This window comes from Ruegeria atlantica (assembly GCF_947495585.1).
Classification (GTDB): domain Bacteria; phylum Pseudomonadota; class Alphaproteobacteria; order Rhodobacterales; family Rhodobacteraceae; genus Ruegeria; species Ruegeria atlantica_G.
In genome coordinates, this window is record NZ_CANLZK010000015.1 from 16,392 (window position 1) to 31,208 (window position 14,817).

At 58.4% G+C, this 14,817-nt stretch carries 11 protein-coding genes; 8 read left to right on the forward strand and 3 right to left on the reverse strand.

Annotated elements, in window-relative coordinates; translation table 11 throughout:
* The first annotated feature begins 246 nt into the window (after positions 1-246).
* Together QMP16_RS19785 and QMP16_RS19790 are read left to right on the forward strand one after the other, a co-directional pair.
* Positions 247-810 (forward strand): TetR/AcrR family transcriptional regulator, encoded by a 564-nt coding sequence (locus QMP16_RS19785; protein ID WP_282153789.1) that lies wholly within the window; start codon positions 247-249, stop codon positions 808-810.
* A 126-nt stretch (positions 811-936) separates the two neighbouring features.
* Positions 937-2,094 carry an acyl-CoA dehydrogenase family protein gene (locus QMP16_RS19790; protein WP_108859173.1) on the forward strand — a complete coding sequence of 386 codons (1,158 nt, stop codon included), beginning with the start codon at positions 937-939 and terminating at the stop codon, positions 2,092-2,094.
* A 113-nt stretch (positions 2,095-2,207) separates the two neighbouring features.
* On the opposite strand, the gene QMP16_RS19795 is transcribed toward QMP16_RS19790, so the two are convergent.
* Complete coding sequence (locus QMP16_RS19795; protein ID WP_282153790.1) at positions 2,208-3,098, reverse strand: LysR substrate-binding domain-containing protein; 891 nt, start codon at positions 3,096-3,098, stop codon at positions 2,208-2,210.
* 96 nt (positions 3,099-3,194) lie between these two features.
* On the opposite strand from QMP16_RS19795, the gene QMP16_RS19800 reads away from it, so the two are divergent.
* From QMP16_RS19800 to QMP16_RS19815, 4 genes are read left to right on the forward strand one after another with little or no spacing between them, the layout of a single operon-like run.
* The gene (locus tag QMP16_RS19800; RefSeq protein WP_282153791.1) at positions 3,195-4,361 is read left to right on the forward strand and encodes a pyridoxal phosphate-dependent aminotransferase; all 1,167 of its coding nucleotides are present in this window, start codon (positions 3,195-3,197) and stop codon (positions 4,359-4,361) included.
* A gap of 24 nt (positions 4,362-4,385) precedes the next feature.
* Positions 4,386-6,578: a dehydrogenase E1 component subunit alpha/beta gene (locus tag QMP16_RS19805; RefSeq protein WP_282153792.1), complete on the forward strand. Its 2,193-nt coding sequence runs from the start codon at positions 4,386-4,388 to the stop codon at positions 6,576-6,578.
* On the forward strand, positions 6,575-7,609 hold the full coding sequence (locus tag QMP16_RS19810; RefSeq protein ID WP_282153793.1) for an ACP S-malonyltransferase: 1,035 nt from the start codon (positions 6,575-6,577) through the stop codon (positions 7,607-7,609). The genes QMP16_RS19805 and QMP16_RS19810 overlap by 4 nt, the downstream gene beginning before the upstream one ends.
* Before the next feature lie 39 nt (positions 7,610-7,648).
* On the forward strand, positions 7,649-8,920 hold the full coding sequence (locus QMP16_RS19815; RefSeq protein WP_282153794.1) for an NAD(P)/FAD-dependent oxidoreductase: 1,272 nt from the start codon (positions 7,649-7,651) through the stop codon (positions 8,918-8,920).
* Between the two features lie 2 nt (positions 8,921-8,922).
* Here the strand turns inward: QMP16_RS19815 and QMP16_RS19820 are convergent, their stop codons facing one another.
* Positions 8,923-9,624: an SDR family oxidoreductase gene (locus tag QMP16_RS19820; protein WP_282153795.1), complete on the reverse strand. Its 702-nt coding sequence runs from the start codon at positions 9,622-9,624 to the stop codon at positions 8,923-8,925.
* 103 nt (positions 9,625-9,727) lie between these two features.
* Between QMP16_RS19820 and QMP16_RS19825 the strand changes: the two genes are divergently transcribed.
* A complete protein-coding gene (locus QMP16_RS19825) occupies positions 9,728-10,579 on the forward strand; it encodes a LysR substrate-binding domain-containing protein (RefSeq protein WP_282153796.1) in 852 nt (283 codons plus the stop codon).
* On the opposite strand, the gene QMP16_RS19830 is transcribed toward QMP16_RS19825, so the two are convergent.
* Positions 10,570-11,472, reverse strand: coding sequence for a LysR family transcriptional regulator (locus QMP16_RS19830; RefSeq protein WP_282153797.1), 903 nt, complete (start codon positions 11,470-11,472; stop codon positions 10,570-10,572). The genes QMP16_RS19825 and QMP16_RS19830 overlap by 10 nt on opposite strands.
* Before the next feature lie 76 nt (positions 11,473-11,548).
* Here QMP16_RS19830 and QMP16_RS19835 point away from each other — a divergent pair, with 76 nt between their 5' ends.
* Positions 11,549-14,761 carry a reductive dehalogenase gene (locus QMP16_RS19835; RefSeq protein WP_282153798.1) on the forward strand — a complete coding sequence of 1,071 codons (3,213 nt, stop codon included), beginning with the start codon at positions 11,549-11,551 and terminating at the stop codon, positions 14,759-14,761.
* Positions 14,762-14,817: the final 56 nt, after the last annotated feature.

A 14,817-nucleotide genomic window follows, 5' to 3' on the forward strand; every position in this document is an offset into this window, starting at 1 on the left:
GGATGTACTGGTGCGAGAGAGGTCTGGTGCGGGGTCTCATACGTTCGCTCCTGAGTTTACTGATCGGTACACTGTGCCTTGAATGTGTACAGATCGGTAACCTTTTTCAAGTGTTGAGTTGGATTTATTTGACCCTGCATTTGAGTCTCCTAAGGAGAGTAAGTGAAAACAGCAGGTTAGGCTGTGTCTGTTGCAGCCATCGCTGCGGTGCACTATGTACCGATCAGTACATACAGGAGCTGACAGATGCGTCCGAACAAACGTGACGAGCTGGTCCGCAAGGCTTTGCAGGTCTTCTATCGTGACGGATTTCACGTCACCGGCATGGACAAGTTAGTGGTCGAGACAGGCGTGTCGAAAACGTCGATGTACAAACATTTCCGTACCAAGGAAGAGCTGATCCTGGCGGCATTGCAGTTGCGGGATGAGAACTTTCGCAAATGGTTCCTGCAACGGGTAGATGAGCTAGCCGATACACCGGCCGAACGGCTGATCGCCAGTTTCGATGCGCTGGGCGAATGGTTCCAGGAAGACAGCTTTCGCGGATGCATGTTTATCAAAGCGGGCGCAGAGTATCAGGAACAGGATCACCCAATCCATGTGCAGGCAGCCGAACACAAGCATCTGATGCTCGAGTTTCTCACCGATTTGGCCCGCAAGGCAGGCGCACGTGATCCCGAGGCATTGGGATGCCAGCTGCTGCTCTTGCAAGAGGGCGCAATCGTTACGGCCGTCCTGGTAAAAAGCTGCGATCCTGCGCGAGATGCAAAGGCAGCGGCACAGGTTCTGCTGGATAATGCCCTGGCTTGATCATGTTTAAGCCTGTGAACGTAAGGTCTTGTGCGAAAAAGACGTTGCGTAGCAATCCGGTGGATGGGTTGGTTTGCGCGGTGCCCAACGCTACCCTTATCGAAATTCGATTTGGGAGAAACCTACATGTCGCTATTCAAGCCAACCGCCAACTGGGTCACTGACGAACATCAGATGTTTGCCGAAATGGCAAACCGGTTCATGGACGACGAACTTGTGCCCAACATCGAACGCTGGAACCAAAACGGCATGGTCGATCGCGAGTTCTGGAACAAGGCCGGGGACATGGGGCTGATGGCCGGCGCTATTGCCGAGGAATATGGTGGTGTTGGCGGCGGGATCGGGTTCGACGCGGTCACGATGTACGGGCAAGCCGCACGCGGTGACTCGGGTTGGGGCTTTGGAATTCAGTCGATTGTTGTCCATTACCTGAACGCCTATGGCAGCGAGGATCAAAAACACAAATGGCTGCCCCGTTTGGCATCCGGTGAAATGGTTGGCGCTTTGGCTATGACTGAGCCGGGAACAGGTTCGGACGTTCAATCCGTTCGCACCACCGCAGACAAGGACGGAAATTCCTATCGTTTGAACGGGTCCAAGATCTTTATCACCAACGGCCAATCCGCCGATTTGATCCTGGTGGCCGCAAAGACGGATAAATCGCAAGGATCCAAGGGCGTTTCTCTGATCGCCGTCGAAACCGAAGGCGCAGAAGGGTTTCGCCGAGGTCGCAACCTCAAGAAACTGGGGATGAAGGCCAACGATACGGCCGAGCTGTTCTTTGAAGACGTTAAGGTTCCGATGACGAACCTGATCGGACCTGAGGAAGGCCAGGGCTTCTATCAGATGATGAAGCAACTGCCCTGGGAACGCCTGACCATCGGTATCATGGCGCTGGGCGCGATCGATTTCGCAATTGCCGAGACGGTGCGTTATACGCAGGAACGCAAGGCCTTTGGCCAACGCGTTATGGACTTTCAGAACACGCGTTTCAAACTGGCCGAGTGCAAAACCAAAGCCGAAGTCCTGCGCAGTTTCGTCAATGACTGCATCGCGCAGCTTGAGGCTGGGACTTTGGATGCGGCGACGGCCTCTATGGTGAAATACTGGGGTTCAGAAGTGCAGAACGAGATCATGCACGAATGCCTTCAGTTGTTCGGTGGTTACGGGTTTATGATGGAATACCCGATTGCCCGGCTTTATGCGGATGCGCGGGTGCAGATGATCTACGGCGGCACCAACGAGATCATGAAGGAACTGATCGCCCGTTCGCTGGACAAGTAACGCACCCAAAGGGCTCCCGCCTTTCGTCAACGTTTTTGGAAAAACGTCTCCTCCAGTTGGGCCGCAGGACGCAAAGCTGGAGACTGTGCCGTGTTTAACTGTGCAGTTTTAGATCAGAATGGGCCAACCTGACCTTGCAGCCATATCCGAAATGACCGTAGCGGTTCGGACTCAGGTCGTGACTGTGGCCAGACCAGAAAGAATTGCCCAAGGCTGATGCGGGGTCCGTTCCATGCGGGAACCAACCTTTTGGTTTTCAGCTCGTCTTCGATCAGATAGCTGGGCAATAGCGCCGCTCCCAACCCGTGGATCGTGGCCTGCACCATAGTCGAGAACTGATCGAACAGCATTCCCCGTATCCCTGATGAGTCACGCCCTTGTGCCGCAAACCATCGCTCCCAAGCGTCTGGCCGGGTCTCAAGATGCAGCAAGGGGGCCGTCATCAGCCAGCTCAAGTCCTGCTCCTGATCGAGCAACAGGTCCGGTGCACAGACCGGAACCACATCTTCACGCATGATCGGCAGGTAGTTGACGCCCGGCCAGTTCTTTTGGCCGAAGTGGATGGCGGCATCAAAATGTTCGGTCTCGAAATCAAACGGCTTGAGGCATGTGCTCAGGTTCACAGTCACTTCGGGGTGGCGACGGGCAAAATCCTGCAGGCGCGGTGCCAGCCAATGCATTCCAAAGGCGGGCAGGATGGACAGGTTCAGCGACCCGCCTGTTGGGTTGGCCTTTAGTTTCAGTGACGCCTGCGCAATCTGGTTCAGCGCTGTGCGCGTCACCTGAACATAATCTTTCGCGGCGGGGGTCAGGTGCAAACGCATCTGATTGCGCTGGATAAGCGCGACACCCAGTTGTTCCTCCATGGACTTTAGCTGTCGGCTGATCGCGCTTTGGGTCAATGACAGCTCCTCGGCTGCTGCCGAGGCACTGCCGAGGCGATCAACCGCTTCCAATGCCAGAAGAGAGGGGATCGAGGGGAGAAACCGACGTGGTGCAATCATATGATAAATCCTCATACCTTTCACACGGAATATCACTGGCAATTGCCGTTCACCAGCCCGATACAGAGGCGTGGATTCCAATGTGGATGTGGACCAATGACCCTAACGACCAGTATTCAAGATTTTCAGCCCGCCGACAGGTTGAATGGCATTGAGCTGTCAGAGATCGTTCGTATCTCAGAGCAGGCCGCGCGCCTTCGGGCGCAGGGTGTCGACGTGATTGCGCTCAGCACTGGCGAGCCTGATTTCCCGACGCCGTCGCATGTTGTTGAGGCGGCCCACCGCGCAGCTATTGACGGGCAGACGCGATACCCCGCAACGGCAGGAACGCCCACTTTGCGATCAGCGATCGCGACTGAGGCTGGCGCGCATCCCGAGAACGTAGTCGTTTCGACGGGTGCCAAGCAGGTTTTGTCCTGCGCAATGATGGCAACTCTGAACCCTGGTGAAGAAGTGATTATGGCTGCTCCATTCTGGACAAGCTATGCGGATATGGTCAGTTTGGCTGGCGGTGTCCCCGTAGTCGTCAGCTGTCCGGCGACGCAGAAATTCAAACTGACGCCGGATCAGTTGGAGGCCGCGATCACCCCGCGCACGCGTTGGCTGCTGCTGAATTCCCCGTCCAATCCAACTGGCGCGGTCTATTCCAAGGCGGAATTGCAGGCGCTGGGCGCGGTATTGCAAAACTATCCTCAGGTCTGGGTGATTTCTGACGAGATTTATCAACACCTGTCTTTTGTGCCTTTCACGCCCTTTGTGCAGGCCGTTCCCGAATTAGCGGAACGAACGTTGATCGTAAACGGCGTGTCCAAGGCCTATTCCATGACCGGCTGGCGTATCGGGTGGGGTATCGGCCCTGCTGAGTTGATCAAGGCGATGGTGGCTGTGCAGGGGCAAATCACGTCGGGGGCGTGTTCGATTGCCCAGGCTGCAGCATTGGAGGCCATCAACGGGCCGCAAGGCTTGCTGGCAGAACGCCGTCAGGCAATGCGAGCGCGCCGCGATCTGGTTGTCGAAGGGCTAAACGCCGCTGGTCTGGAATGTGCCGTGCCGGATGGCGCGTTTTACGCCTTTCCCAAAACCCATGCGAAAATGGCCACAGACCATGAATTCTGTCGCTTTCTGCTGGATGAGGCGGGTGTGGCGCTGGTGCCGGGGCGTGCGTTTGGTATGCCGGGGCATTTGCGGCTTTCTTTTGCCTATGCCACTGAAAGCCTGCAAGAAGGTATGCGCCGTATCGCGGAAGCTACCGCCAAATTGTAACCAAATAACTCCGGAAGACACCCAATGGATCGCGCCCAGATCGTTCACGAGAATTTCCTGACCCGGGTCGCCAATCGCGACTTTCCCGACGGAGCAAAGCCACGGCAGGGTCTGAGCAATACCGATGCGGTGTCGCTGTTCCGATCACAGGTCCTTAGCCGAGCGTTGGACAGGACCAGCCGGGCCATGCAGAAGGCGGGGCAGGGGTTTTACACCATCGGATCATCCGGCCACGAAGGGATGGCCGCCGTGGCGCATGCCTTGCGCCCGACCGATATCGCCTTTCTTCACTACCGGGATGCCGCCTTTCAGATCGCGCGGGCTGAGCAGGTGCCGGGCCAGCAGATCGCGTGGGACATGCTGCTGAGTTTTGCCTGTTCGAAAGAGGATCCGACCTCGGGCGGGCGGCATAAGGTACTGGGGTCCAAAGCGTTGACGATCCCGCCGCAGACTTCGACTATCGCTAGCCACTTGCCCAAAGCGGTGGGCGCTGCGTATTCGCTAGGTGCCGCGCGGAGACACGATCCTGAACACCGTGAACTGCCCTTGGACGGGATTGCGATGTGTTCCTTCGGGGATGCCTCGGCCAATCATTCTACAGCGCAGGGCGCGATCAACACCGCAGGCTGGACCAGCGTGCAGTCGACGCCTTTGCCGCTGTTGTTTGTGTGTGAGGATAACGGGATTGGAATCTCGGTCAAAACGCCCAAGGGCTGGATACAGGCGTCGATGGAACACCGCCCCGGGATCAAGTATTTTCAGGCCAACGGTCTGGATATCTATGAGACCTTCGCGGTGGCGCAAGACGCCGCCGAGTATGTCCGTACCCGCCGGAAACCGGCCTTCCTGCATCTGAAAACCGTGCGTCTTTACGGCCATGCGGGCGCAGATGTGCCGACCACGTACTTGCCGAAGTCCGAGGTTGAGGCGGACGAGGCCAACGATCCCCTGTTGCACTCGGTGCGCTTGCTGGAACAGGCCGGGGCGTTGGCGCCGGAACAGGCGTTGAAAATCTACGAAGACACCTGCGCCCGTACTGATCGCGTCGCGGCGGAGGTCGCAACCCGTCCGCACCTGACCACCGCCTCTGAGGTTATGGCCAGCCTGATCCCGCCAAAACGGGCTTGTAAGCCCACTAACGGTCCCAGCGCCGAAGCGCGCGACAAAGCCTTTGGCGGCGACACGCGGGCAATGGATGATCCGCAACCCATGAGCCGTCTGATCAACTGGGCGCTGACCGATCTGATGCTGGAACACGGCGAGGTCGTCTGCATGGGCGAAGATGTCGGCCGCAAGGGCGGCGTCTATGGCGTGACCCAGAAACTGCAGCAACGCTTTGGCCCGGACCGGGTGATCGACACGCTGTTGGATGAGCAGTCCATTCTGGGACTGGCCATTGGCATGGGGCATAACGGGTTTGTCCCGATCCCCGAAATCCAGTTCCTCGCTTATCTGCACAATGCCGAGGACCAGATCAGAGGCGAAGCCGCGACGCTGCCCTTTTTCTCGAACGGGCAGTTCACCAACCCGATGGTTCTACGCATCGCGGGGCTTGGCTATCAGAAAGGGTTCGGCGGTCATTTCCACAACGACAATTCTCTAGCTGTCCTGCGCGATATTCCCGGCGTGATCATTGCCTGTCCATCGACAGGCGCGGATGCGGCGAAGATGCTGCGCGAATGCGTACGGCTGGCGCGCGAAGAACAGCGTGTCGTGGTCTTTCTGGAACCTATTGCGCTTTATCCGATGCGCGATCTGCACGATGCACAGGACGCAGGCTGGATGACGACGTATCCTTCGCCTGACCAGAGTATCGCGCTGGGTGAGGTTGGCGTGCATGGCGAGGGCAAAGATCTGGCCATCGTCACTTATGGCAACGGGCATTATCTGTCGAAACAGGCTCGGCCCGAGTTGGAGGCAGCAGGCGTGAAAATCCGTATCATCGACATGCGCTGGCTGGCACCTCTGCCGATTGAGGCTCTGCGTCAGGCCACAAAGGGTTGCAAACACGTCTTGATCGTCGACGAGTGCCGCCGGACCGGCAGCCAGTCCGAGGGGTTGATGACCTTTTTCACTGAAAACAGTCCCTCTACCCCTAGCGCGCGCATCGTGGCCGAAGACTGCTTTATCGCAACTGGTCCCGCCTATGCCGCTCCGCTGCCATCGAAGGACGGGATTATCACCGCCGCGCTTAAACTGACGGGTGGCCGCTCATGACTCGCACAGCCGTCGTCATCTGCCCCGGTCGGGGTACATACAACAAGCCCGAGCTTGGCTATCTGCATCGCCATCACGCGCAGCAGACTGTAATGTTTCGGGGCTTCGACGCGATACGTGCCGAAGCAGGGCAAGAGGCCGTTACCGCATTGGATGGCGCAGCGCGGTTCACAGTTTCCAAGTATTCAAAAGGCGATATTGCTTCACCGCTCATCTACGCAGCTTCGCTGGCAGACGCGCAATCGCTGGCCGATGATATCGAAGTGGTCGCGGTCACCGGGAACTCGATGGGGTGGTATATTGCGCTGGCCGCTGCCGGGGCGTTGTCGCCTGACCACGGGTTCCGCGTCGTGAACACGATGGGAACACTGATGCAGGATCACCTGATCGGTGGTCAACTGGTTTATCCCTTTGCCGACGACGGTTGGGCGGACGACGCTTTTCGCAAGGCAGAGCTGCTGGCGGATGTGAAACGCATCAATGCGGTGGACGGTCACGACCTTGCTTTGTCCATTGATCTGGGCGGAATGCTGGTTCTGGCAGGCAATGAGATGGGGCTGAAGGCTTTTGAGGCGTCACAACCCACCGTGCAGGACCGTTTCCCGATGCGCTTGCCAAACCATGCCGCGTTTCACACATCCTTGCAGGCACCGGTCGCTGCCGAAGGGCGTACGCTCTTGGGCGCGGATTTGTTCCGACAGCCTGAACGCCCCCTGATCGACGGTCGCGGAAAGATTTGGTGGCCGGGTGCGACGGATACGCAGGCGCTTTGGGATTATACCCTGGGCCACCAAGTGACCGAACCCTATGACTTTACCCGTGCGATCCAGACCGCCGCGCATGAGTTCGCGCCAGACGTGTTCATTGTTACCGGCCCCGGCGCGACCTTAGGTGGCGCAGTGGCGCAATCTCTTGTTCTGGCGAACTGGCGTGGCATGGGTAACAAGGCTGATTTTCAAGCGAAACAGGATGCGCAACCCTTCCTGATCGCGATGGGGCGCGAGGATCAAAGAGCGCTTGCAACCGGCTGACACTGCCCTGATGATCCGCGCAATTTCAAGGAGCGCGACGTGAGCGACCACAACCAGTCCCTTTGGCTGAACACATGCCGTGAACATGTCGAACCCGGTGTTTCGACCGGTGATATCACTGTTGATCTGGCGGTGATCGGTGGTGGTTATACCGGCTGTTCTGCGGCCCTGACTGCGGCCAAGGCTGGTGCTTCGGTCTGTCTGCTTGAGGCGCATGACATCGGTCACGGTGGCTCGGGCCGCAATGTCGGGCTGGCGAATGCGGGGCTGTGGTTGCCGCCCGCTAAGATTCGCGCGCATCTGGGTGACATGGTTGGGGATCGGCTGGTTGACCTTCTGGCTGCTGCTCCATCAGAGGTGTTCAGCCTGATCGACCAGCATGGGATAGACTGCGAACCTGTGCGCAACGGAACTCTGCACTGTGCGCATTCGGCTGCGGGTCTTCGGGATCTGCAGGTCCGCCACGCGCAACTCAGCGCTGCTGGTGCACCGGTTGAGTTGCTGTCTGCAGGGCTGACAGCGCAGCGAACGGGCAGCGCGGCCTTTGGTGGTGCTCTGTTCGACCCGCGCGCCGGGACCATCCACCCATTGGCATTTGTGCGTGGATTGGCCCGTGCCGGGGTCGAGGCTGGCGCGTTGGTTTCCACGCAAGATCCGGTTCTGTCCATGCAGCAAATGGATGGAATCTGGGTGTTGAAGACTGCTCGGCACACGGTGCGCGCCAAATGGGTCATTCAGGCGACCAATGCCTATCACCGTGATCTGACCGCATCGGCCCTCGCCTATGTGCCGGTCTATTATTTCCAATATGCCACGGCCCCATTGTCCGGCAATCTGCGCGCCAGCGTTTTGCCGGGGGGCGAGGGGTGCTGGGACACAGACCTGATCATGACCTCGTTCCGAATGGATCAAGAGGGGCGGTTTATCATCGGTGCCATGGGTGATCTGGATCAGGCAGGCGGCGGGATTCACAAGAGCTGGATCAGGCGCAAACTGGCACAGCTGTATCCGCAACTGGCCTATCACCCGTTGGTCGAAGGGTGGCATGGCCGCATCGCCATGACGTCAGACCACATCCCGAAGATTACGCAGATCGGTGCCAATGCTCTGTCCGTTCATGGATTTTCGGGGCGTGGAATCGGGCCAGGCACTGTCTTTGGCCGCCTTGTTGCCCAAAGTCTGTTGCAGGACGACCCAAGCCTTTTGCCGGTGCCCGCAGTCCCAGAGTATCAGGAAAAGTGGATAGGGCTACGCCGCGCCTATTTTGAAACCGGCGCGGCGCTGACCCATTTTGTCAAAGCGCGGTTCTGACCTCAGACCGCGCGGGTGATGCCGCCATCAACCCGGATGTTTTGACCGGTGATATAGCCGCCGCCCTCTGATGCAAGCATCGCCACGACCGAGGCGATCTCGTCATAGCTGCGTCCATAGCGGCCCATCGGGATGCGCGCGCGGAATTCCTCTTTCTCTGGCAGGCTGTCGATGAAGCCTGGCAAGACGTTGTTCATCCGGATGTTGTCGGCCGCGTAATGATCCGAGAACAGCTTGGTGAAGGCCGCCAAACCCGCGCGAAAAACACCCGAGGTTGGGAAAACAGGGTCGGGTTCGAACGCGGCAAAGGTTGAAATGTTGATGATCGATCCACCACCTTGCTTCTGCATAATAGGTGTCACCAGCCGGGTTGGTCTGACGGCGTTCAGGAAATAGACGTCCATTCCGGTGTGCCAATCCTCGTCCGACAGCTCCAGCACTGGCGCGCGCGGGCCATGACCGGCCGAGTTGACCAGCACGTCGATACGCCCCCAATGGGTCATTGCGGTATCGACAAGTTTTTGCAGATCATCAGTCGACTGGTTTGACCCGGTCACACCAACGCCACCCAGCTCGTGCGCCAGTGCCTCACCCTTGCCAGAAGACGACAGGATGCCGACCTTAAATCCATCTGCGGCCAGACGTCGGGCCGAATCCGCGCCCATTCCGCTGCCGCCCGCTGTTATCAGCGCCACTTTGGTCATGTGATTTCTCCATTCATTGATGGCATGAAGATGCGCTTTGGCGATCTGATTGACCAATCAGTTCTGCTGGCCTTATGATGTAGAAAAACTACAGGGTGCTACGATGGCGGCTCTTCCCCCTCTGAACGCATTGCGGGCTTTCGAGGCTTCGGCGCGGCATCTGAACTTTCGCTTGGCTGCCGAGGACCTGGGCGTCACCCAAGGTGCTGTCGCCCAGCAGGTACGCGGACTTGAGGCGCGATTGGCTGTGACGCTCTTTGATCGCCTGCCGCGGGGCCTTGCACTGACCGAGGCCGGGCGCAGGTTCCATGCGCCCTTGCGCCGGGCCTTCCGACTGATCGAAGAGGCCGTCGAGGATCTTTCTGGTGACAGACAAATTACTATCTCTGTCACGCCCAGCTTTGCCTCGAAATGGCTGGTTCCACGACTTCCGGACTTTACGCGGTACCACCCTGATATAGCCGTGCAGGTCGACGCACGGGAACGGCTGGCGGATTTCCAGGGGGACGGTGTCGACATTGCTGTTCGGCAAGGGCGCGCGCCGTTTGGATCCGGGGTGGTCGCAGTGCCTCTGTTTTCCACAACTTTCGTTCCGGTTTGCGGTCCTGAGATGGCGGCCAGAATTGCGCATCCTCCTGACCTGACAAAGCACACTCTGCTAAACGACACCCATGGGCTGTGGCCTTTGTTCCTGCAGCGGGCAGGGATCACGGGTAAGCCGAAGATGATGAGTTTCAGCCAGACCAGCCTTGCCATCGATGCAGCCGTGTCGGGCCAGGGCGTTGCTCTTGCTAACGAACCGCTTGTTTCTGCCCAGTTGGCCGCCGGTCAGTTGGTGCGCCCGATCCCGGACGAGCTGGTCGAGGACCTGGGCTTTTACATCGTGACACCCAAACAGCCACGCCAACCCGCGCTGGTCGCTGTGATGAAAGACTGGTTGCTGTCTCAATCCTGAAGCGTCGCTGCGATGGCTTCGATCCTGTCACGCAACCAGCGATGTGCCGGGTCGTTGGACGATCTTTGGTGCCAGACCATGTAGATCGAGACAGGGTCGCACGCGAAGGGCAAGGGCGCACAATCCAACGCACGTAGTGGCCCGTGTTTCATCAACGCGGTATCGGTGGAAATCAGGTCGCCGCCTTTCACAAATGAGGTAATGGCATTGAAATGCGGCAGGGTAACCGTAGGTGGCCTGATCTGGTTTTGATCGACACCCCGCATAACAGCGCGCGAGCTGCGGCCATCCGCAAAACGCACTTCGACGTGCTCCGTTTCGCAATAGATTTCCCAACTGTCCGGAGGAGTTCGTCGCGCGCCATCGTAATAGATCATCAACGGGCTGCTGAGGATGCGCTTTTGAAAGATGTCCGGTCCATCCGGCGGCAAAGGCGTCAGCATCAATTGACACCGATCGCTGCGCAGCAGCTCAGGGTCTGGAACACCTGATGGGATAAACCCCAACCCCAGCCGCACGCCTTCGGTCCGAACCTTTTGCAGCAATTGCGGGAAAATCAATTCCCTCGGCATGTCGTTTGTGGCGATGTGAAAGACCATCTCTTCGGACAGCGGGTCGAACGGGCGGTCCTCGGTCAGCGCGCGCATATTGTCCAGAACCTGCTGAACAGGATCTTTCAGGGACAAGGCGCGCTCAGTAGGGGTCAGACCCTGCCCTGATCTGATGAATAACGGATCGCCCAGAACCACCCGAAGTTTGGACAGGGTGTGGCTGATGGCCGATTGTGTCACGCCAAGCCGATCTGCGGCCTTGGACACCGAATTTTCTTCGAGAATGGTCAGAAAGACCCTCAGGACTTTGCCGTCCAGATCCATGAAATCTATTTTGCTCATACCGCTTATGATTATTCATGAATGGATTTACTGTCCACGCCGCATTAGGTGACAATTAGAAATCAGGAGGCGCACGATGGGGATCCGCTTTTTCTCGGACAAGAACCGGCCGGTCCACATGGGGCCTTATCCGTTAGAGCGGTTGGCACGTCAGAGCGTTGTGCCGGACCTGTCTGCCGTGCCGCCGATGCCCGTGCTCAGTTTTCACCGGCCGGATCAGCCTGAAAGCATCGTCAACGCCATGGGCGAGTTTCAGGCGATGATGGACGCTATTCGTGATGGCTTCGTGAATGCTGTGCCCTCTGAAATCCCGGCTGATCCGAGCGCGCGTGCGCATCACCTGAAGGCTTTTGGCTATTTCAATGACGCGTCGATGATGGGGTGCGGGCCTTTGCCTGCCGAGGCGATGCTGCCCCAGCCGCGTCATAACCCCGACATTGATCGTCTGGCCCATGCGCTGAAGACCCGGCAGACCAAGACGCTGGCGTCGGGTATTGATGTCATCATGGCCGACCTGAAGGAAAGCATGGAGGCCGCGCCCAAGCCGATGGACACCCACCGCCACGCCATCGTCTTTGTCTATGAACACAACCGTGATCCGAACCCGGATGAGCCCGGCTCTGATTGGATTATGGACGCGCAGGATCACCGTTCCTGTTTGCTGGCGACCGAAAATGCGGTGGTGATTGCCAATTATATCCGGTTGTTGGGGTTCGATGCGCGGGCGCATACCGCGATGTCCTCTGAGGTTGATCTGGGCAAGCTGGCGGTGGCGGCTGGTTTGGCCTCGGTCGAGGATGGCGATGTCGTTGTGCCGTGGCTAGGCACGCGGTTTGGTCTGGCTGCTGTTACGACCGAGATGGAGATTGCGCATGATCAACCCCTCCAACCCATGGCGCAGCAGCCTTGGTTTCGCACTCAGGGTCCGGCGTGGTGGCTGGGAACGGGGTTCGCCAAGAACGCGCTGAACCGGGATGCTTACGCCAAACGACGCTACCTGGACGGGGCGCATCCGTTCGAGAAGCTTAAGCGCGTCGAGGACCCGACGACCTACATCGACGAAGAAAACGTGGCCCGCGTTCCCAAACGCGCCGACATGTTTGCTCGCGCACAATTCGGGGATATGGGCAAACCGCTGCAGGATGCAGCCAGGGGGGGGCACTACGTGCGCAAGGCCGCCCCCAGTTTCGCGCAACGCCGTTCACTGGGCGCATTTGTGCTTTTGCAGGATGGCGACAGCGCGGATGGCCCGCGCCCGACCGATGCCGCCCGAAATGCCGCGAATATCAAGGCCGCGACCTATTTCATTGGAGGCGATGCCGTGGGCCTCAGCCGTTGTCCTGAATGGGCGTGGTACTCTCACGACGCGACCGGAGAAGAGATCAACCCGACCCACGATCAGGCCATCAGCATGATCATCGACCAGGGCTATGAAACGATGGAGGGGTCCAGCGGCGATGACTGGATCGCAGTTGCCCAGTCAATGCGCGCTTATCTGCGGTTTTCGCTACTGGGCGGTGTAATTGCGCAGCAGATCCGCAACCTCGGTTACAAAGCCAAGGCGCATACGGTCATGGATGGCGAAGTGCTTCAGCCGCCGCTTTTGCTGCTGTCTGGATTGGGCGAGGTCAGCCGGATTGGCGAGGTCATCCTGAACCCTTATCTCGGGCCCCGGCTCAAGTCCGGAGCAGTGACGACCGACATGCCGATGGAGCACGACAAACCGATTGATTTTGGCCTGCAGACTTTCTGTGAAAGCTGCCACAAATGCGCGCGCGAATGTCCTTCTGGGGCAATCACCGCGGGGCCGAAACTCATGTTCAATGGCTATGAGATCTGGAAATCCGACAGCCAGAAATGCGCAACCTACCGCGTGACCACACCGGGCGGTGCGATGTGCGGGCGTTGCATGAAGACCTGCCCGTGGAACCTTGAGGGCATCTTCAAGGAACGCCCGTTCCGCTGGGCCGCGATGAACATCCCGAAAGCCGCGCCGGCATTGGCGAAACTGGACGATGCCGTGGGTAATGGCGGTCTGAACGACACCAAGAAATGGTGGTGGGATATCGAATTGCAGACGGATGGAGCTTATCGTCCCACGAAACATCCGCTGAACCGGCGTAACCTGCAAACGGATCTGGACCTGCAGTTCGAAGATCAGACCTTAGCCGTCTATCCTGCCTATCTGGCCCCCCATCCGTGGCCATATCCCTTTGCGATGGACCGCGAGGCCGGGATTGCAGCCTATCAGGCGATGGTGTCAGCCGAAGAATACAAAAATCGCAAGGCAGCAGGGGATACGTCGATCGTGCATCGTTACTCGATCGCGGGCGATGCGCCGGTGATGCGGGTTGCGTTGACCAAAGTCGACAAGATGACGGCGGATGTGACCAAGTATGAATTCTCGGCCCTGAATGGTGCGCCTTTACCGGATTGGACCGCCGGGGCGCATCTGGATGTGCTGGTCGCGCCTGAGTTTCTGCGTCAGTATTCTATGTCGGGGGACCCGTCGGACGGGTCAGTCTATCAGATCGGCGTCCTGCGTGAGGATGAAGGACGCGGCGGTTCGGCCCTGTTGCATCGAATCTTCAGTGAGGGGCGCAAGGTCTTCATCTCGAAACCGATTAACCATTTCGAACTGGATGAGACCGCAACAAAGACCTTCCTGATGGGTGGTGGGATCGGCATCACCCCGATGATCGCATTTGCTCATCGGTTGCATGCGCTCGGCAAGCCGTTCGCGCTGCACTATTCCGCCAGCACCCGCGCTGGGGCCGGGTACTTGGACGATCTGGCGGCGATGCCCTGGGCCGACCACGTGCATTTTCATTTCTCGGATGAAGGAACGCGCGCCGATCTGGATGCAGTCCTGTCGGGGTATCAGGAAGGGTGGCACGTCTATACCTGCGGACCGGATCGCTACATGGACGGGGTGATCCAGGCGGCGGAACGGCAGGGGTTTCCTGAAGAAGCCCGGCATCTGGAGTATTTCTCGGTGCCTGAACAGCCAGAATACGAAAATCACCCCTTCACGCTGAAGCTGGCAAAGTCGGGCAGGGAACTGACCGTCCCCGAGGATAAGGATGCCGCGCAGGTACTAAACGAAGCTGGTATTCACGTTGATGTGAAATGCGCCGATGGTATATGTGGCGTCTGCAAATGCGGCGTTGTTTCTGGCGATATTGAGCACCGTGATTTCGTTCTGTCCAACAAACAGCGCGAGGGCGCGATCATCTTGTGTCAAAGCCGCGCGGCTGAACCTGACGGTGTGATTGAACTCGACCTCTGATCTGAGGTCTGAAAACGACTTCGATAAACACAAAAATTGGTCGTTCCAGCCATGGA